This window comes from Aeromonas sp. DNRA1, from assembly GCF_963888745.1.
Taxonomy (GTDB): Bacteria; Pseudomonadota; Gammaproteobacteria; order Enterobacterales; family Aeromonadaceae; genus Aeromonas; species Aeromonas hydrophila.
In genome coordinates, this window is record NZ_CAWPKQ010000002.1 from 402,574 (window position 1) to 420,374 (window position 17,801).

Consider the following 17,801-nt stretch of genomic DNA (forward strand, 5'->3'; position numbering starts at 1 on the left):
GTCTGTCATTGGTAGAGGTAGCAGCGCACGAAGTGGTTGTCGGCGAGCTTGCTGACGGGGGGCAGGGTCTCCTTGCAGCGGGGCATCGCCTGATTGCAGCGCCCGGCAAACGGGCAACCGCAGGACTCCGGTGTCCAGAGCGGGATCTCCCCCTTGCGGCCACCCTCCAGCTCGGCGTGGATGCTCTTCTCTGGGTCCGGCACCGCCGAGATGAGCAGCTGGGTGTAGGGGTGCTGGGGGTGGTGCAGGATCTCGTCCACCTCGCCCCACTCCACCATGTGGCCCACGTACATCACCGCCAGATCTTCGGCCACGTAGCGGGCGGTGGCGATGTCGTGGGTGATGTAGAGCATAGAGACCCCGAGTTCATCCTTCATCTGCTCCATCAGGTTGAGGATGCCGATGCGAATGGAGACGTCGAGCATGGAGGTGGGCTCGTCCGCCAGCACCACTTCCGCCTCCACCGCCAGATTGCGGGCGATGTTGACCCGCTGGCGCTGACCGCCGGAGAGCTGGTGTGGGTACTTGGCCGCGGTGGCCTTGGCAGGGGTCAGCCCCACCTTCTCCAGCAGGCCGTAGACCATGTCAGGCAGATCTCTCTTGTCGATCACCTTGCTGTGCAGCAGCAGGGGGCGTGCTATGTGGTGGTAGATGGTGTGGGTCGGGTTCAGCGAACCGAACGGATCTTGCCACACCATCTGCACGCTCTGGCGGTAGTCGAGCAGGGCGGTGCCCTTGTTGAACTCCTCGAGGTCGCGGCCGCGATAGAGGATGCGGCCGCCGGAGAGCTTGTACATCTTGGCGATGATCTTGGCGATGGTGCTCTTGCCGGAGCCGGACTCTCCCACCACCGCCAAGGCGCGGCCCCGGTGCAGGTTGAAGGTGATATCCGAGAGGGCCCGCATCTTGCCGCTCTTGATGGCGTTGGAGTTGACGGGGAAGTCCTTGTAGAGGTGCTGGACTTCGATGATGGGGGCGTCGGTTTGGGCGATTTGCATGACAGACATCCTTAACAGCCAGCGGCCTTGTCCAGATAGATCAGGGGATCTTGTTGCTCATCCTGCGCCTCATAGAGGTGGCAGGCGGTTTGTTGGCCGGGGCGGATCTCGGCCAGTTTGGTGTACTGCTGGCGGCAGCGCTCGTGCACCCTGGCGCAGCGGGCCTGAAAGCGGCAGCCCACCGGCACCTCCAGCAGGTTGAGCGGGGTGCCCGGGATCCCTTCCAGCACCGTCTTGGGCCCGTGCAGAGGCGGGAAGGAGTTGCCGAGCCCCTTGGTATAGGGGTGTAGCGGCGCGGTCAGGATCGCCTTGGCCGGCGCCACCTCCACCAGTTCACCGGCATACATGATGCCGATGCGATCGCAGAACTCGACCATCAAGGAGAGGTCGTGGGTGATGAACAGGATGGAGAAGTTGAACTTCTCTTTCAGCGCATAGACCTTCTGCAGGATCTCCCGCTGCACCACCACATCGAGCGCCGTGGTCGGCTCATCCATGATCAGCAGCTCGGGGTTGAGCGCCATGGCGATGGCGATCACCAGCCGCTGGCGCATGCCGCCGGAGAACTGGTGCGGGTAGTCTTTGAGCCGGCTCGGGTGGATGTCGACGATGGGGAGCAGCTCCTGGGCGCGCTTGATCGCCTCATAGCGAGTCAGCCCCGGGTTGTGGGCCAGCAGCACGTCGCAGAACTGCTCCTCCATGCGCAGCACCGGGTTGAGCGCATTCATGGCGGACTGGAACACCACCGACACCTGCTGCCAGCGGTAGGCGCGCAGCCGCTCGTCGCCGTAGTGGAGGATGTTCTCCCCCTTGAACAGGATCTCGCCGCCGCTGATGTAGGCGGGCGGCTTGTGCAGTCGCGCTACCGAGAAGGCGACAGTGGACTTGCCGCAACCCGACTCGCCGGCCAGGCCGAACACTTCACCGGGGGCGATGTCGAAGCTGACCGAGTTGACGGCGCGCACGTCGCCGTTCTCGGTGATGTAGTCGACGCAGAGGTTGCGTACCGACAGCAGGGGTTGTTGCGATCTCATGCTGTCTTCTCCTGTACGGCCGGCACCGGCGTGGTGACGGGGGCGGCGAGTTTCTTCCAGCGATTGAGCCCCTTGTGGGAGCGCAACTGCGGGTTGGCGATTTCATCGATGGCGAAGTTGAGCAGGGCGAGGCCGGCACCGAGCGTTGCGATGGCGAAGCAGGGGGCCAGGATCTCCCACCAGGCGCCGACCAGGATGGCGCTCGAGGTCTGGGCGTTGTAGAGCATGATGCCCCAGCTCACCACGGTGGGGTCGCCCAGGCCCAGGAACTCCAGGGTCGCTTCGGTGACGATGGCGTAGATGATGGAGCCGATGAAGCTCACCCCGATGATGGAGATGAGGTTGGGCAGTATTTCCACCAGGATGATGCGCCAGGCCGGCTCGCCCAGTACCTCGGCGGCGATGACGAACTCTTTCTCCCGCAGCGCCAGGGTCTGGGCCCGGATGACCCGCGCGCCATAGGCCCAGGAGGTAAAGCCTATGATGAGCGCGATCACCGTCGGTGACGCCTCCCCGATGAAGCTCGCCAGTACCAGCAGCAAGGGGAGGTTGGGGATCACCAGCACCACGTTCATCAGGAAGGTGAGGCACTCATCTATGACGCCGCCGAAGTAGCCGGCGGTGATGCCGACAGTGATGGCGAGGGCGCACACCAGAATGCCGGCACCGAAGCCCACCATCAGGGAGATGCGGGCGCCGTTGGTGAACTGGGCCCAGATGTCGTGACCCATACGGGTGGTGCCCATCACGTACTCGGCACTGGGTGGCTGGTGCGGGCGGGAGACCCGCTTGGTCGGCTCGTAGCTGGCCAGCAGCGGGGCGAACAGCGCCATCAGCACGAAGCTGACCACGATGAAGAGGCCGCAGGCGGCTTTCTTGTTGCCCAGCAGGATTTTCAGAATAGTCGGCATGCGCATCTTATTTGCCTCCGGTACGCAGACGGGGATCCAGGAAGACGTAGAGCACGTCGGCCAGGAAGTTGAAGCTGAGCATGGTGATGGTCATGATGAGCAGCTGCCCCTGAATGAGCGGGTAGTCGCGGGCCAGAATGCCCTGATAGAGGGTCAGACCCAGTCCCGGGTAGTTGAAGATCACCTCGGTGATGAGGGATCCGCCGATGACGAAGCCCAGCGCCATGGAGAGGGCGGTGACGCTCGGCAAGATGGCGTTGCGGGCGCCGTAGTTGAAGATCACCCGGTTGCTGGAGAGCCCCTTGGCCTTGGCCATGGTGATGTAGTCCTCGCCGAGCAGGTTGATCATGTTGTTGCGCATGGTGATGAGAAAGCCCCCCACCTGCACCATGGCCAGGGTGCCCACCGGCATGATGGCGTGGGTCAGGATGCTCTTGATGTGCTCCCAGCCCCAGTCAGGCTTGATCTCCGGGCTGTAGGCGTAGCCAATCGGCAGCCACTCCAGGCTCACCCCAAACAGGAAGAGCGCCAGCAGCGAGATGACCACCGGCGGAATGGCCTGCATCACCAGGGTGAGCGGGGAGAGGAAGCTGTCCATGCGTCCGCCCCGGTGCCAGGCGGCGAAGATGCCGACGATGGAACCGATGGAGAAGCTCAGGATGGTGGAGGTGCCCACCAGGAACAGGGTCCAGCCGATGGCGCGGCCGAGCACGTCGGCGACCGGTTGGGGGTAGTAGCGCACCGAGGTGCCGAGATCCCAGGTGAAGACACTCTTCACATAGGTGAGAAATTGGGTGCCGATGGGGCCGTCCACGAACCCGAAGGTGGCCTTGAGGGCTTCCAGGGCGGCGGGTTCCATCATGGCGCCGGCCCGTGCAAACATGACGGAGACGGGATCCCCCGGCATGGCTCTGGGTAGCAGGAAGTTGATGGTGGCGGCCACCAGAAAGGCGACCAGATAGAAGGAAAAGCGTCTCAGTATGAATCCCATGATGATACCTTTTACTGCTGGTCCGCCCCGCGCCGGGCATAGTTACCCCAACCCCGGCAGAGCCGGGAAAAAAGGGGGATGGGCGGGGAAGAGGGCCCCCCGCAGGGGGCCGGGATTGATTAGCTGTTCGGCTTGAGTGACAACACGTGCAGCAGACGCTCCGGGGTGTCCGGGTGAACCTGCGGCTTGGCGACCGGGTTGTCGGCACTGAACCAGCCGTGGAAACGCTTGGTGCTGTATTCGTACCAGGTCGGGTTGTTGAATACCGGGATGATGGTCTGGTTGGCACCGACCTTGTCCTGGATCTCGAACATGATCTCCTTCTGCTTGGCGGCATCGGCGGTCTGGGTAAAGTCGTCGATCAGCTTGTCCAGCGCCGGATCCTTGTAGCGGGGTGCCGCAAAGCGGTTGCCGCGCTCACCCATGTTGCGGGAGTGGAAGGCCGTCTCGAAGTACTTGTGCGGGTTGGCACCGGCAAAGTAACCCTGCAGGGCGACGTCGAAGTCACCGGTGATGAGGTTTTCAGTCCAGACGGTGGCTTCCGGGGTGGCGGTCTTGGCGTTCAGGCCCAGTGCCTGCAGCCCTTCCACGCCGATCTGGGCGGTGTTGACCCAGTCGGTCCAGCCGTTCGGTACCAGCACCTTGAACTCGATCTTCTGGCAGGTGGGGGTGTCGAGGAACTTGTCGCCGTCACAATCCTTGTAGCCGGCCTGTTTCAGCAGGGCCTTGGCGCCTTCCAGATCGAACTTGTTGTACTTGCCGTACTTCTTGTCCACTTCCGGGTTGTTCCAGGAGTCAAAGGCTTTGCCCAGACCTGACGGGTACTCGTTGACGGTCGGGTAGCCGTAGCCCGCAATATCCACCATGGACTGGCGGTCCATCGCCATGGAGAAGGCGCGACGGAAGTTGATGTCGTTGAAGGCTTCGTGGTTGCCCGGTTTCTTGGCCTGGAAGTTGACGTTGAACGCCACCGTGCCGGAGGCCGGGAACCAGTACTTGTTGTTCTTCGGATCGTTGCCGACGTAGAGGCGCTCGATGTCCGGCACGAAGGAGCCGAACCAGTCCACATCACCCTTCATCACCGCGGCCAGTACCTGGTCGTTGGTGGCCATCTGCGGCATGCGCAGGCAGTCGATGGAGAGGTTGGCGTTGTCCCAGTAGTGTGGGTTGCGGCACTGGGTGTAGAGCTGGGCGGAGAAGTTGTCCACTTCGGTGAAGGGACCGGTGCCGACTGGTTTGTCGTTGGTGAAGGCGACCGGGTCTTTCACCGACTTCCACTGGTGCTCGGGCACGATGGGTACCAGTACCAGATCGTTCACCACGTTGGTGTTGACGTCGGTCAGGTCGAACTTGACCTTGTTGGGGGCCAGCTTCTCGACGCTCTTGATCTGGGTCCAGATTGAGCGCTCGTCCAGCGCCTTGTTAGCCTTGACCAGATTGAAGGAGAACAGGATGTCATCGGCAGTAAAGGGTTGACCGTCCGACCACTTCACGCCGTCACGCAGATCGAAGGTGACGGACTTGAGGTCCTTGCTGAACTCGTAGTGGGTGGCCAGACGATAGACGGGTTTGCCACCCTGCATATCGTTGAAGATCACCAGCGGTTCATAGATGAAGTGACGAGTGGTGTGCAACAGACCCGCTTGCAGGAAGGGGTTGAAGTTCTTGACCCACGCGGTCTCCTGTTGTGCGACCAGGGTCAGCACCGTCTTGTTGTCGGCCGCCATGGCGTTGCCGGCAGCGCCGGCAAGCATCATGGTGCCCAGCATTACAGCAGTAGAGATTTTGGATACTTTGGCAAGCATATTATTTCCTTTCTTATTTATATTCCTTGTTTGGATTTGAGCACCGACTTCGCATGCTGGGGAGGTCGGCCCTCAATGTTGGCCAGGTTTTGCACCCTTGTAGTTGTGTCATCCAACGTCCCTAGCAAAGCAGAGTTAACAGGAAAACAACAACTGTTCAGATCGTCGATATCGTAAAAATCGACGCCCTCACGTCAATTTCGTCAAAACAGCTTTTAACTCGATTTAAATCATCAGGTTATGTTAATTGCTTTGGCGTAATAAGTCCCTGTCAATCGACCTTCTATGACAATTGTGTGAATTGGATCAGCTCTCGTTTTGACGTATGGCGAAGGCTTAATTCTGCACAAAAAAAAACCGCCCCGGCAAGTGTGAGCCAGGGCGCAGATTGGGGGGGGGGGTGATATCAGGGTTTGCGGTTGGCAAGCTGGCGCAGGGTCTGGGCGCTGTGGTGCAACTGCTGGCGCTGGGTGTCGTTGAGCGGGCCGTGGCTCAGCACATACTCGGCGGTGGCGACCACCGTCTTCCAGCGCGGCGCCTTGGGCAGGGTATCCAGGCTCAGGTACTTGTCGAGGGTGCGGGTCTGAGGGCTGGAGCGGTCCATGTAGACCCGCCACAGCTTGCTCTTCTCGGCCAGCACTATCTTGCCCTTGCCGGTGCTCTGCTGCCAGGCATCCAGGGTAAGCCGCATGGTGTCCACCAAGGCGCGGCGCAGGGGCTCGTCATCCTGCTGGCGGATGAGGTCGTCGGCGAGCGAGCGGAACTCCCCGCCCAGCCGGCTCAGCTCGCCCAGCAGCTGGCCATCCTCGATGATGGCCTGGCGTGACAGGCTCTTGAGGGCGTTCTCCAGCGCCATCACCCGGTTCTCGTCCTGCCGCAGCTCGGTGCTGAGGGTGAGGGCGAAGGCGGCCTGGCCTCCCAGGCTGATGGGCAGGGCGCGGGCATTGAGTTCGTCTTTTTGGCCGGCCACCAGAAACGCCAGCTGCTGCTCCCCCCGATCGTGCAGATCGGGCCACTGGCTGGTCAGCGGGCTGGCGAGCCAGTCGTCCAGCGGTTGTCCCTCCATGGCTTCCGGCTCCTGACCCAGCAGGCGGGCCAGCGCCCGCGAGGCGAACAGCACTGTGCCCTGGCCATCGATGAACACCATGGGGTCGGCCCCTTCACCGAGCAGGGCCAGCAGCCGCTCCTGATCCTGATGCAGCTGCTCCTGCAGCAGCAGACGGTGCTCTATCTCCTGCTTGAGCAAGCGATTCTCTACCAGAGAGGCGCGCCCGGCGCTGGCTTCCAGCAGGGCCCTGACCCGGGCGAACAGCTCCTCCTTGCAGAAGGGTTTGACCAGATAGTCGTTGGCGCCGGCGTTGAAGCCCTCCTCGATGTCTTTGGGCTGGTTGAGGGCGGTGAGCAGCAGTACCGGCAGCTTCTCCTTGGGGTGCTGCTGGCGTAGCCGGCGGCAGACGTCGAAACCGGAGAGGGTGGGCATCATCACGTCCAGCAGGATGAGGTCGACCGGCTCCTCGGCCAGCTTGGCCAGCGCATCGTGGCCGTCGCTGCTGGGCAGGATGCGATAACCGCAGGGCTGCAGCAGGTGGCGCAGGATGTGCAAATTGATGGGCTCGTCGTCCACCACCAGGATGAGAGGCGCATCCTCGGGGGGAGGGGGGAGATCCTCGCTCTCCCAGTCCGGCAGGATCAGCGGCTGCTGGCGCACCAGCTGGTGCTCGATCTGGCGGCTGTCGAGGGTCAGGCTGCCCGCCTTGCCGCTGGCGAGCGGCAGGGTGAAGGCGAAGGTGGAGCCGACGCTCGGCTCGCTCTCCACGAACAGCTCGCCCCCCATCAGGTGCACCAGCTGGCGGGTGATGGAGAGGCCGAGGCCGGCCCCCTGCTTGCTGACCTCCGGGCTCATCTGCACCAGCGGCTCGAAGATATGCTCCAGATGTTCGGGGGAGATGCCGATGCCGGTGTCGGTCACCTTGATGCGCAGGAAGTTGTCCTCCACCAGGGCGCTGAGCACCACCTTGCCCTGCGGGGTGTACTTGATGGCGTTGCCCACCAGGTTGTAGAGCACCTGTTCGAGCCGCTGCTCGTCGGCCAGCACAGGCGGCAACTCCACCGGGCTGATGTCTACCAGGGTGAGCGGCTTGGCCTGCACCAGGTGCTGGCAGAGATCCAGCACCAGCCGGATGACTCCCTTGGAGGAGACCGGCTGGGGGTGGATCTCCAGCTGGCCGTAGCGCATCTGGTGGTAGTCGAGCAGATCGTCCACCAGTCGGGCCAGGCCGTCAGCGCTCTTGATGATGAGCCCCAGCTGTTTTTGCTGCCCTTCGGTCAAATCCTGCTGGCTGGCGAGCATGGACTCAGCCATCCCCTTGATGCCGTGAATGGGGGTACGCAGCTCGTGGGAAGTGTTGGCCAGCAGCTCATCCTTGAGCTTGTCCGCCTGCTGCAGACTGAGGTTCTGCTTGTGGGTCAGCTTGACCTGCTGCTGCAGCTCCTGGGTCTGGCGTTCGATGAGTTCGATCTTGTCCTTCACCGAGCGCTGCATGTGGCGAAACGCCTGGGCGAGCCGGTCGATGTCGTCGTCGGTGCGTTCGATGGCAATGGGGTGATCCAGCGCACCATCGGCCACCTGTTCAGCGGCGGCGGTGAGGGAGCGCAGCGGGGCCGTGATGGAGTGGGAGAGCCAGCGGGAGAAGAGGATCAGCAGCAACAGGGAGCCGGCCCCCAGCAGGATCACCAGTGTCTCCAGCTGGCGGATGGGGCGATAGGCCTCGCTGGTGGAGATCTCGGCGATGAAGGCCCACTCGGTATCGAACACCTTCACCTGGGTGTAGGCGGCCAGCACCTCGTCATCGTGGTAGGAGCGAAACAGCCCGACTCCCTGCTCGCCGGAGAGTGCCTTGACCACCAGCGGGGTCTGCAGCGGCCGGAAGTTGGGGCGAAAGCTGTTCTCCACGCTGAATTCAGGCGCCAGCCAGGCGTTGGCCCGCATCCGCTTGTCCGGGCCGATGAGGATGGTCTCGCCGGTCTCGCCGAGGCCTTCCCGCTCCGCCATGATCTGGTTGAGCTTGTCAGGCAGCAGCTCGAAGATCACCACGCCGCGCACATAGTCGTACTGCATCACGGGGGCCGCCATGTAGGCGACCACCTGGCCGGTCAGCTCGTTGCGGCCAAAATCGGTGAACTCGAAGATCTGCTGTGGCTTCTGGCCGCCGTCGAGGCGCCGCTTGATCTTGGCGAAGGTGCTGCCAAGACCGCTCGACTGGTAGGGGCCGGAGAGCAGGTTGGTGGCGAAATTGGCGTGTTTGGTGACCGAATAGACCACGTCGCCGTTGAGATCGATGAGAAAGATGTCGCTGTAGTTGGACTTGCGCACCATGTCGGCGTAGCCGCGGTGAAAGCGCTGGTGCACCCGGCCGTACATCTCGTCCGCCAGGATCAGGGCGCTGATGGAGGGTTCGATGTCGCTGGTGCTGTCGGGTTTTTGCAGCTGATCCCAGGAGCCCGGCACATAGCGGGCCTGGGCACGGGCGCGGGCCTCCTGCGGTGTGGTGCCGAGTTTCTCGAAGGCACCGGTGAAGCCATAGAAGCGACCGATACTGTTGCCGGCAAAATCCTGCTGGGAGAAGTTGATGATCTGCTCTTTGAGGTTGCCGAAGTAGTCTTCCAGCTGGTTCTTCTTGATGTTGCGAACGGAAACCAGATGGTTGGAAGTCTGGGTAGTGAGATCCTTGCCGTGGCTATAGAGGAAAAACAGGGTGACGACCAGGAAGGGCACCATGGCTAGCATGAAAAATGCCAGCATCAGCTGCGGCCTGAGCCCACGGGGCTTGAAGATCCATTTCATCGGGTGATTTTCAATTGAGAATCCGGTTACTAACCGCAGCAAGTCTCTGACTAAAGGCTAATCATTTCAATGACTTTATCTCAAATTCGCCTGTGGGGTCACAGCCTGGTGAGGATTTTTTGGGCAAGCCGTCTAAACCCTGAGCAAACAGCACGGGAAAGGGCACAAAGTGCGAAAAAAGGGTTGTGCCCGCGCTCGGGGTACGTATAATGCGCCTCGTTGTCAGGCAACTGGCAGCAAGCAGTACAGGCGGGAATAGCTCAGTTGGTAGAGCACGACCTTGCCAAGGTCGGGGTCGCGAGTTCGAGTCTCGTTTCCCGCTCCAATTTTCCATGGCACCAATCATGGATATCACTTTCAAGGCAATGCCTTGTCAGCATGGCGCGTTAGCAAAGCGGTTATGCAGCGGATTGCAAATCCGTTTAGTCCGGTTCGACTCCGGAACGTGCCTCCATCTTCTTCCTGTTTCATCCCATAACGCATTTCCATCACACCAGCCTGGTGTGGATTACGCTGCTCAATATCCTTGCTGCAACAACAGCTGCTCACAGCCCTGCTGCTGCCACTCCCGTTCCAGATAGCGGTTGACCTGCGTCAGGTCTTGTCCCCGGTATTGAAACTGCACTTCGGCCGAGTGTTCGGTCACATCCATCATCTTCTGTTTCAACTGGCCGCATTGCCACATGCTGACGGTCGGCGCTCCCTTGTAGGCCAGCGTGATGCTGTCTGCCTGGTTGAGCTGCCAATCCTGCCATTCCGACCAGAGCAGCAGGCCCAGTATCCCTATGATCGCCATTTCTGCGGGTTTCATCGCACCGACTCCATCTTGAGTGCCAACTCATTAAATCTGGTCGACGGGAGCTGCTTTGCCAGCTTTTGTTGCCTGTAAGTTAATGGATGTAACCTAATTTCACTTTAAGGCTTTTAAGGGATTTTTTTGCAAAAAAATGGGAATCTTGGTGTAGTAATCCTACAAATTGTAGAGTAATCTCTGCTCAGTGGTCTTACCAGTAAGGAGTTCTATCATGTTTCATCCCTATTCCCTGACTCAGATAATTCTTCGTCGCATCTATGTGCTGCTGGTGGGTATGCTGGCTTTCCCCGTGATGCTGTTTCGCAGCGATCGGGCCCGTTTCTACAGCTATCTGCACCGGATCTGGAACAAGACCAGCACCAAGCCGGTATGGCTCAAGATGAGCGAGCGTGGCGAGCGGATCTTCTACTAAGTCAGGTTTCAATTGAAAAAGACAGCTGCGGCTGTCTTTTTTGTCATCAAGTATCGACTGACGATGCTTGCGCGGTTGTATCGTGCCAATCAAACCCCGCCCTGTAGCGGGGTTTTTTATTGTCTGCATCCTTGGGATTGGCGGTGGCAGGGTGGCGCAGTGCACATTTTCATGGCGAAAGTTCATTTGAAAGGGGAATGGAATAATCCTTTAAAAACAATGTTTTGCCAATTGTGCTTTTTATAGATGTGCCGATTTTGCATTTTTTTTGAAATCAATTCGTCGGCGCTCCGGTTCTATGGAGGGCATCCGGTCGTGACCGATCGGGCACACCACACACAATCAGAAGGAACAGAAAATGAATGTCAAAAAGAGCACTGCCATCGCCTCCGCCATGACCGGTCTGCTGGCCCTCGGCGCCCAGTTTGTCGCCGCCCCTGCCATGGCTGCTGATGAAAAGGAGAAGTGCTACGGGGTGGTGAAGGCGAGCAAGAACGACTGCGCGACCAAGACCAGCTCCTGTGCCGGTACCGCCAAGATGGATGCCCAGGGTGACGCCTTCGTAGTGGTGCCCAAGGGGCTGTGCGAGAAGCTGGCGGGCGGTTCGCTGCAACCCAAGTAAGGCTGGGTGCCACGGTGTTGCCTCAGGGGCACCGTGGCCTTCTTTTGGCTGGTTTGCAGCGAGGCTTTGCGATGAACCCCTTGATTGGTATTGGATTGCGCACGCCCCATTACGACGAGATATTGCGCACCCTGCCAGCGATTGGCTGGCTGGAGGTGCACAGCGAAAATTACTTTGAACGTCACAGCCGGGGTTTTCAGGTATTGAGCGAGCTGGCCAGGCACTATCCTGTCAGCCTGCACGGCGTCGGTATGTCGCTGGGCTCGGCCGATGCACTCGACCTTGAACACCTCGCCAGCCTCTCGGCGCTGGCCCGCGCCATCAAACCGGTGCGCATTTCGGAACACCTCAGCTGGGGCAGCATTGGGGGGCGCCACTTCAACGATCTACTGCCGGTCCCCTATACCCGGGAGGCCTTGCTCACCATGAGCGACAAGATCATGCTGGTGCAGGATGCACTTGGCTGCCGGCTGCTGATTGAGAACCCCTCCTCATACCTGCAACTGGCGGGGGAGATGCCGGAGTGGGAGTTTCTGGCGGAGCTGCAGCGACGCAGCGACTGCGCCATCCTGCTCGATCTCAACAACCTCTACGTCAGTGCCTTCAACCACGGCTTTGCATGCCGCGACTATCTGGCTGCCATCGACATCGCTACGGTGGGCGAAATTCACCTGGCCGGTTTTACCGATCAGTCTCTGCCACAGGGGCATCTTTACATCGATACCCACAGCGCGCCGGTGAGCGAGCCGGTGTGGGCCCTCTATGCCGAGATCTGCCGCCAGCGCGCCATTCCCACCCTGATCGAGTGGGACCTCGAGATCCCGCCGCTCCCCGTGCTGTTGGCGGAGGCCGAGCGCGCGAGCGCCATGCTGGAGGCCGCCATGGCCGCCGATCTTGTGCCGGAGGCCGCCCATGTCTGAACTGGCTCGCCGGCAGCAGCAGTTTGCTGAGGGGCTGCTTGGCCAGAGCGAGGCCATCCTGCCCCATATCCACTCCCGTCTCTTTACGGCGGATGCCGTGCTGCAGGTCTATCGCAACCACTTCATCCTGAGCCTTGGCGAGGTGCTGGCGGGCAGCTACCCGGCCGTCAAAGCCATGGTGGGGGAGGCGTTTTTCGACGCTGCGGCGCGCGGCTTCGTACTGGCAGCGCCGCTCTACGAAGGGAGTGTGATGCACTACGGTGCCGGCTTTGGCGACTGGCTCGCCCGGCTGCCGACCACCGCAAATCTGCCCTGGCTGGGAGAGCTGGCCCGCTTCGAGTGGGCACTGGAACGCACCAGTTTGCTGGCTGCCGAGACGCGCCGCTGGCCTGCCGAGCGGGTGGCCGCCCTGCTGCCAGCAGCTTGGCAGACGCTGGTGCTGATCCCGGCCTGCGATCTGTGTCTGTTCGACAGTCCGCGCCCGGTTGATGCTCTCTGGCAGATGGCCCTGCACGAGGGCGAGACAGTGCAGGATCTGGCCGCTCCCGCCTGGCTTGCCCTAAAGAAACAACCCGATTGTCGGGTATTGCCGCTGAGCCTGAGCGAAGGAGAGTGGCGCCTGCTGGATGGCTGCCGCCGGGGCATTGCCCTGTCGGCCCTGCAGGCACGGGACTCGCAGGCTGCAGAGTCTCTGACCCGCCTCGTCACCCTGGGCCTGCTGGTCGATGTGACCTCAACGCTGGAGTAAATTCGATGACAAATCACAAGTGGACACTGATGCAACCGGTGGGCCCCACCGTTCCCTGGTGGCTGAGCGGCGCCCTGTTGCTGCTGGCCAGGTGCTGGGTGGCGGCGGCCTTCTTTCGTTCCGGCTGGCTCAAGCTGAGCGCCTGGGACAGCACCCTCTATCTGTTCGAATTCGAGTATCAGGTGCCCCTGCTGCCCTGGCAGTGGGCGGCCTGGCTTGGCACGGCCACCGAGCTGTTGCTGCCGGTGCTGCTGCTGGTCGGGCTTTTTACCCGGCCGGTCGCCGCCCTGTTGTTTGCCTTCAACATGGTGGCGGTGATCTCCTATCCCACCCTCTGGGCCGGCGGATTTTACGATCACCAGCTGTGGGGCTGGATGCTGCTGACTCTGGTCGTCTGGGGCGCGGGGCCGCTGGCCTGGGACCAGTGGCGCCTTGCCAGGCGTGCGTGAAGTCTCCACACTGGCGCGTTGTTCAGGTGCCCGCGGGGTGCCTGTTCACCTCAACGAGCATTACAAGGAGAAGCGCCGATGATCATCCGTCAGGCAACGCAGGCAGACATTCCCGCACTGGTGACCCTGCGCATGGCACTGTTTTGCGAGGTGGGGGAGCTGAGCGAACCGCTGGCCGACCTCGATCTCTGGCAGGCGACCAGCCGCTACTTCAGCACGGCGAAGGCCGAGGATAGCGCCCGCTCCTGGGTGGCGGAAGTGGATGGCGAGGTGGTGGCGAGTGCGACCCTGGCCCTCTTCGTGCGCCCACCCTATCCCGGCAACCTGGCGGGGAGGGAGGGCTATCTGCTCAACATGTATACCCTGCCGGCCCACCGCCGGCGGGGGTTGGCCGGCGCCCTGCTGGATCAGATGGCGGACTATGCCAGGGTACAGCAGCTGGGCCGGGTCTGGCTGCACGCCAGCGACGAGGGGCGCCCGCTCTATGAACGGATCGGTTTTGTGGCCAATCCGGCTTACTTGGAGTGGCAGCCCGGGTGATCCCTCGCCGGGCCTGGCACGTATCAGGCGCAGGCTGCACTGCGAGCCCCTCGCCGGCTGTGGCAAAATATCGGCCAAATTCTGATCGCACCGCGGTGCTCAACTAAGATCAGCCTCAACAGGTTCGTGACGGTTCACCCAGCACCGAGTCTTGTGCCCTTTTCCACCTTGTCAGTACAGAGGTATGACATCCATGTTCAACAACAAGCTGAAGGCGCAGTTGCAGGCCTGCCAGGCACAGCTGGCCGAATTCCAGGGCTTCGTGGAGGCGGTCAAGGAAGGGATCGCAACCATCATGTTCACCCCGGATGGCGAGATCCTGGAGGCTAACCAGCCATTCTTGAGCCTGATGGGTTACAGCGCGATGGAGTTACAGGGGCAGCACCACCGCATGTTTTGCAGCCCGGAGCTGGCTCGCTCTGCCGATTACCAGCAATTCTGGGCCCAGCTCAAGCAGGGCCGGGTCAAGTCCGGCATCTTCTCGCGTCTCAACAAGCGGGGCGAGGTGGTCTGGTTGGAGGCGAGCTACTTCCCGGTCAAGTCGCAGGGGCGGGTGACCCGGGTGATCAAGATCGCCAGCGACATTACTGACAAGCATCAACAACTGCTGAGCCAGCAGGCGATCACCAAGGCGCTGGAACGCTCGCTGGCGATGATCGAGTTCACCCCGAATGGCGACATCATTTCGGCCAATCCCAACTTCCTGAGCTGTCTCGGCTACACCCTGGCCGAGATAAAGGGGCGCAATCACCGCATGTTCTGTGATGACGCCTTCTATGAAGAGCATCCCCGCTTCTGGGAGGAGCTGGCTCAGGGACAGTTCAAGTCCGGGCTCTTCTTGCGGCGCAACAGTCATGGCGATGCGATCTGGCTGGAGGCCACCTACAACCCGATCTGCGACGAAAGCGGCAAGGTGAACCGGGTCATCAAGTTTGCCAGCGACATCACCGAGCGGGTGACCAAGAGCCACGCCGTGCGCGATGCCGCTCAGGTGGCCCATGCCACGGCCCAGGAGACCCTGCGCAGTGCCGAGCAGGGGGCGGATCTGTTGCGCTCGGTGGTGGACACCTCGTCGCTCATCAGCGAGCAGGTGGACAAGACCATCCTGCTCATCAACCAGCTCAACGAGCAGTCTAAAAGCATCGAGGCCATTGTCTCCACCATCAGCAGCATCGCCGATCAGACCAATCTACTTGCCCTCAATGCGGCCATCGAGGCGGCCCGGGCCGGGGATCAGGGGCGCGGTTTCGCAGTGGTAGCCGATGAGGTGCGCCAGCTGGCGGCACGCACGTCGCTCTCCACCGACGAGATTGCCAAGGTGGTGCAGAAGAACCGCGAGCTGACCGCCAAAGTGACCGACGACATGGCCAGGGTGGCCGGCAGCGCCGAGCTCGGCAAGCAGCAGATCGACAAGGTCAACGAGGTGATGGCGGAGATCCGGCAGGAGGCCAACAACGTCTCGGCGACCGTCTCCAGCCTCTCCATCTGATGCCGTTCAGGGGGCCTGCCTCGTGAGAGGCAGGCTGTCATCCTGGCCGTTATTTCGACAGGCTGTGTGAATGGTGAGCAGTCGATATCCCAGTCTGAACCCCCGCTGTATCGCTCCCTGCTTGTGAATTGCCCGTTGGGGGCGGCCTGTTTAGGCTTGCCGCCTCATTATTTCTGGAGCAAGCGAAGACGATGGCAACGAGAAGAAAGGGCAGGGCACTGGCGCTGCTGGCGGGCATGGTGGCAAGCGTGGGACTGAGCGGCTGCATGGGGCAGATGGGGCTCTCCTCCATGGTGACCAAGGGCAACCTCAGTGTGGTGGACAACCGTTATGGCCGGGCCGGGGTCTTCGTCCTGCTCTCGCCGGTCTACGGCCTGGCGGCCACCGCTGATTTGTTCGTGTTCAACACCATCGAATTCTGGTCGGGCAAGAACCCCATCACCGGCAAGTCGCCGGCGCTGGTGGATCAGAAGCTGGACGCCCTGATCAAGGTCAATCAGCACCTGGATCCGTCCCTCAACAAGGTGCCGCTGGCCATGCTGCCGCAAGGTGTGCGCGAGGTGGAGGTGAGCTACCCGGACGAGCGCACCGCCCAGATGGAGGTGCACTACCTGGACGGGCGCAGCAGCCTGATGCGTGGCGAGCAGCGCGGCGCGTTGCTGGACATCTACTTCGACGGCCGGCTGGTGTCGACCCTGACCCCGGCCCAGCTGGAGGAAAAAGCCCGGACTGGCAGCGCCGAGGCGTAAATTCATCTGAATCCAGATCTATTCCTCTCTGGATAAGGTATACCTAGTCAGCAGGCAAGATCGCCATGATGTCTAAGGGAGCAGGCTATGACGGTGAATGGATTGCGGTTGGCAGAGTTGATTGGTTCCCTCAGTCATGCACTCGACATGACCGAGGGACAACCAAGAGGGCACTGCATTCGCTGTTGCTGGATAGGTTCCCGGCTGGCCGAGCGGCTGGCGCTGGATGCCCGGCAGCGCCATGATCTCTATTACATGCTGCTGCTCAAGGATCTGGGGTGCAGCAGCAATGCGGCCCGTATCTGCGAGCTCTATCTCACCGACGATCTTCACTTCAAACGCGACTTCAAGCTGGTGGATGGCTCCCTCTCCGAGGTGGTCAACTTCGTGCTGGGCCACACCGGGTTGCAGGCGGATCTGCTGGGGCGTTTTCGCAGCCTGTTCCACATCTTTCGCAATGGCGATCAGATAGCCAACGAACTGATCCAGACCCGTTGCCACCGGGGGGCGGACATCGCTCGCCAGTTGCGGTTCAGTGAAGAGGTTGCCGCCGGCATTCTCTCTCTGGATGAGCACTGGAACGGCAAAGGTCGGCCGTTGCAACTGGCCGGTGACGCGATTCCGCTCTTTTCTCGCATAGCGCTGCTCTGCCAGGTGGTGGATGTGTTTCACGCTACTGCTGGCCCGGATGCCGCCCTCAAAGAGCTTCGCGAGCGCAGCGGCAGCTGGTTTGATCCTCAATTGGTTAGCGAGTTTGAGGCGTTGGCGGATGACGACTTCTGGCAAGGACTGGCGGATCCCAGATTGGCTGAGTGGGTGTTCGTTCACCCGGCCGGGCAGGGGGAAGTCGCTCTGGATGAAGACTATCTGGACGAGATCGCGGCGGCGTTCGGCCAGGTGGTGGACTCCAAAAGTCCCTACACCGCTGGTCATAGTGGCCGGGTGGCGCTCTATACCGACATCCTCGCCACCCAGATGGGCTTGTCCGAGCAGCGACGACGCTGGCTCAAGCGTGGCGCTTTGCTCCACGACGTGGGCAAGCTGGGGGTGAGCAACGCCATTCTCGACAAGCCGGGCAAACTGGATGCGCAGGAGTGGGCCGCCGTGCAGATGCATGCCGCCTATACCGAGGAGATCCTGAGTCGCATCGGGGCGTTCGAGGAGCTGGCGCAAGTGGCGGGGGCGCACCATGAGCGCCTCGATGGCAAGGGTTATCCCAAAGGATTGAAAGGGGACGAGATAGCCTTGGAGACCCGCATCATCACCACGGCCGACATTTTTGATGCCATCACGGCTAAACGCCCCTATCGCGGCGCCATCCCGGTGCCCCAGGCGCTGGAGATGATGGCCGAGACGCTGGGGTCGGCCATTGATCCGGACTGCTTTGCTGCCCTGCAGGCGGGGATCCAGGATTTTTCCCTCTACCTCCCGTTCGAGCAGCCGTTGGCAAACGCCAGTTAATGTTGGCGCCATAT

16 protein-coding genes and 2 tRNA genes are annotated in these 17,801 nt (G+C 61.4%); 11 read left to right on the forward strand and 7 right to left on the reverse strand.

Annotated features, from left to right (window positions below):
- Positions 1-5: 5 nt before the first annotated feature.
- The 6 genes from AACQ43_RS07895 to AACQ43_RS07920 form a co-directional block, all read right to left on the reverse strand.
- Positions 6-998: an ABC transporter ATP-binding protein gene (locus AACQ43_RS07895; RefSeq protein WP_101150162.1), complete on the reverse strand. Its 993-nt coding sequence runs from the start codon at positions 996-998 to the stop codon at positions 6-8.
- An 11-nt stretch (positions 999-1,009) separates the two neighbouring features.
- Complete coding sequence (locus tag AACQ43_RS07900) at positions 1,010-2,032, reverse strand: ABC transporter ATP-binding protein (protein WP_168966831.1); 1,023 nt, start codon at positions 2,030-2,032, stop codon at positions 1,010-1,012.
- Entirely contained in the window at positions 2,029-2,949 is a 921-nt protein-coding gene (locus AACQ43_RS07905) for an ABC transporter permease (protein WP_011706884.1), read from the reverse strand. The genes AACQ43_RS07900 and AACQ43_RS07905 overlap by 4 nt, the downstream gene beginning before the upstream one ends.
- A 1-nt stretch (position 2,950) precedes the next feature.
- Positions 2,951-3,934, reverse strand: a complete 984-nt coding sequence (locus AACQ43_RS07910; protein ID WP_011706883.1) for an ABC transporter permease — start codon at positions 3,932-3,934, stop codon at positions 2,951-2,953.
- Positions 3,935-4,053: 119 nt separating this feature from the next.
- Entirely contained in the window at positions 4,054-5,739 is a 1,686-nt protein-coding gene (locus tag AACQ43_RS07915; RefSeq protein WP_139707041.1) for an ABC transporter substrate-binding protein, read from the reverse strand.
- A gap of 406 nt (positions 5,740-6,145) precedes the next feature.
- Positions 6,146-9,583, reverse strand: a complete 3,438-nt coding sequence (locus AACQ43_RS07920) for an ATP-binding protein (RefSeq protein WP_168966833.1) — start codon at positions 9,581-9,583, stop codon at positions 6,146-6,148.
- A 249-nt stretch (positions 9,584-9,832) separates the two neighbouring features.
- Here AACQ43_RS07920 and AACQ43_RS07925 point away from each other — a divergent pair.
- Positions 9,833-9,908: transfer RNA gene (locus AACQ43_RS07925), tRNA-Gly, on the forward strand.
- A gap of 55 nt (positions 9,909-9,963) precedes the next feature.
- A tRNA-Cys gene (locus tag AACQ43_RS07930) sits at positions 9,964-10,037 on the forward strand.
- 63 nt (positions 10,038-10,100) lie between these two features.
- Here the strand turns inward: AACQ43_RS07930 and AACQ43_RS07935 are convergent.
- Complete coding sequence (locus AACQ43_RS07935; RefSeq protein ID WP_011706880.1) at positions 10,101-10,394, reverse strand: hypothetical protein; 294 nt, start codon at positions 10,392-10,394, stop codon at positions 10,101-10,103.
- A gap of 214 nt (positions 10,395-10,608) precedes the next feature.
- Between AACQ43_RS07935 and AACQ43_RS07940 the strand changes: the two genes are divergently transcribed.
- The 9 genes from AACQ43_RS07940 to AACQ43_RS07980 all read left to right on the forward strand — a co-directional run bounded on the left by AACQ43_RS07940 (position 10,609) and on the right by AACQ43_RS07980 (position 17,787).
- Positions 10,609-10,809 carry a YbfA family protein gene (locus tag AACQ43_RS07940; RefSeq protein WP_011706879.1) on the forward strand — a complete coding sequence of 67 codons (201 nt, stop codon included), beginning with the start codon at positions 10,609-10,611 and terminating at the stop codon, positions 10,807-10,809.
- Between the two features lie 358 nt (positions 10,810-11,167).
- Positions 11,168-11,431 carry a BufA1 family periplasmic bufferin-type metallophore gene (locus tag AACQ43_RS07945; RefSeq protein WP_016351554.1) on the forward strand — a complete coding sequence of 88 codons (264 nt, stop codon included), beginning with the start codon at positions 11,168-11,170 and terminating at the stop codon, positions 11,429-11,431.
- A gap of 71 nt (positions 11,432-11,502) precedes the next feature.
- Positions 11,503-12,351: an MNIO family bufferin maturase gene (gene bufB, locus AACQ43_RS07950; protein WP_168966835.1), complete on the forward strand. Its 849-nt coding sequence runs from the start codon at positions 11,503-11,505 to the stop codon at positions 12,349-12,351.
- Positions 12,344-13,099 carry an HvfC/BufC N-terminal domain-containing protein gene (locus AACQ43_RS07955; RefSeq protein WP_168966837.1) on the forward strand — a complete coding sequence of 252 codons (756 nt, stop codon included), beginning with the start codon at positions 12,344-12,346 and terminating at the stop codon, positions 13,097-13,099. Before bufB ends, AACQ43_RS07955 begins: the two co-directional genes overlap by 8 nt.
- 5 nt (positions 13,100-13,104) lie before the next feature.
- The gene (locus AACQ43_RS07960) at positions 13,105-13,548 is read left to right on the forward strand and encodes a DoxX family protein (RefSeq protein ID WP_106553085.1); all 444 of its coding nucleotides are present in this window, start codon (positions 13,105-13,107) and stop codon (positions 13,546-13,548) included.
- Positions 13,549-13,626: 78 nt separating this feature from the next.
- Positions 13,627-14,088 (forward strand): GNAT family N-acetyltransferase, encoded by a 462-nt coding sequence (locus AACQ43_RS07965; protein WP_168966839.1) that lies wholly within the window; start codon positions 13,627-13,629, stop codon positions 14,086-14,088.
- A gap of 193 nt (positions 14,089-14,281) precedes the next feature.
- Positions 14,282-15,577: a methyl-accepting chemotaxis protein gene (locus AACQ43_RS07970; RefSeq protein WP_168966841.1), complete on the forward strand. Its 1,296-nt coding sequence runs from the start codon at positions 14,282-14,284 to the stop codon at positions 15,575-15,577.
- Between the two features lie 128 nt (positions 15,578-15,705).
- Entirely contained in the window at positions 15,706-16,326 is a 621-nt protein-coding gene (locus tag AACQ43_RS07975) for a DUF3332 domain-containing protein (protein WP_076360281.1), read from the forward strand.
- An 87-nt stretch (positions 16,327-16,413) separates the two neighbouring features.
- Entirely contained in the window at positions 16,414-17,787 is a 1,374-nt protein-coding gene (locus AACQ43_RS07980; protein ID WP_017409128.1) for an HD-GYP domain-containing protein, read from the forward strand.
- The last annotated feature ends 14 nt before the right edge of the window (positions 17,788-17,801 follow it).

Bases quoted from the DNA above. Each gene is read 5' to 3' on its own strand.
- AACQ43_RS07895 (WP_101150162.1), bottom strand. From the start codon at position 998: ATGCAAATCGCCCAAACCGACGCCCCCATCATCGAAGTCCAGCACCTC.
- AACQ43_RS07900 (WP_168966831.1), bottom strand. From the start codon at position 2,032: ATGAGATCGCAACAACCCCTGCTGTCGGTACGCAACCTCTGCGTCGAC.
- AACQ43_RS07905 (WP_011706884.1), bottom strand. From the start codon at position 2,949: ATGCGCATGCCGACTATTCTGAAAATCCTGCTGGGCAACAAGAAAGCC.
- AACQ43_RS07910 (WP_011706883.1), bottom strand. From the start codon at position 3,934: ATGGGATTCATACTGAGACGCTTTTCCTTCTATCTGGTCGCCTTTCTG.
- AACQ43_RS07915 (WP_139707041.1), bottom strand. From the start codon at position 5,739: ATGCTTGCCAAAGTATCCAAAATCTCTACTGCTGTAATGCTGGGCACC.
- AACQ43_RS07920 (WP_168966833.1), bottom strand. From the start codon at position 9,583: ATGAAATGGATCTTCAAGCCCCGTGGGCTCAGGCCGCAGCTGATGCTG.
- AACQ43_RS07935 (WP_011706880.1), bottom strand. From the start codon at position 10,394: ATGAAACCCGCAGAAATGGCGATCATAGGGATACTGGGCCTGCTGCTC.
- AACQ43_RS07940 (WP_011706879.1), top strand. From the start codon at position 10,609: ATGTTTCATCCCTATTCCCTGACTCAGATAATTCTTCGTCGCATCTAT.
- AACQ43_RS07945 (WP_016351554.1), top strand. From the start codon at position 11,168: ATGAATGTCAAAAAGAGCACTGCCATCGCCTCCGCCATGACCGGTCTG.
- bufB (WP_168966835.1), top strand. From the start codon at position 11,503: ATGAACCCCTTGATTGGTATTGGATTGCGCACGCCCCATTACGACGAG.
- AACQ43_RS07955 (WP_168966837.1), top strand. From the start codon at position 12,344: ATGTCTGAACTGGCTCGCCGGCAGCAGCAGTTTGCTGAGGGGCTGCTT.
- AACQ43_RS07960 (WP_106553085.1), top strand. From the start codon at position 13,105: ATGACAAATCACAAGTGGACACTGATGCAACCGGTGGGCCCCACCGTT.
- AACQ43_RS07965 (WP_168966839.1), top strand. From the start codon at position 13,627: ATGATCATCCGTCAGGCAACGCAGGCAGACATTCCCGCACTGGTGACC.
- AACQ43_RS07970 (WP_168966841.1), top strand. From the start codon at position 14,282: ATGTTCAACAACAAGCTGAAGGCGCAGTTGCAGGCCTGCCAGGCACAG.
- AACQ43_RS07980 (WP_017409128.1), top strand. From the start codon at position 16,414: ATGACGGTGAATGGATTGCGGTTGGCAGAGTTGATTGGTTCCCTCAGT.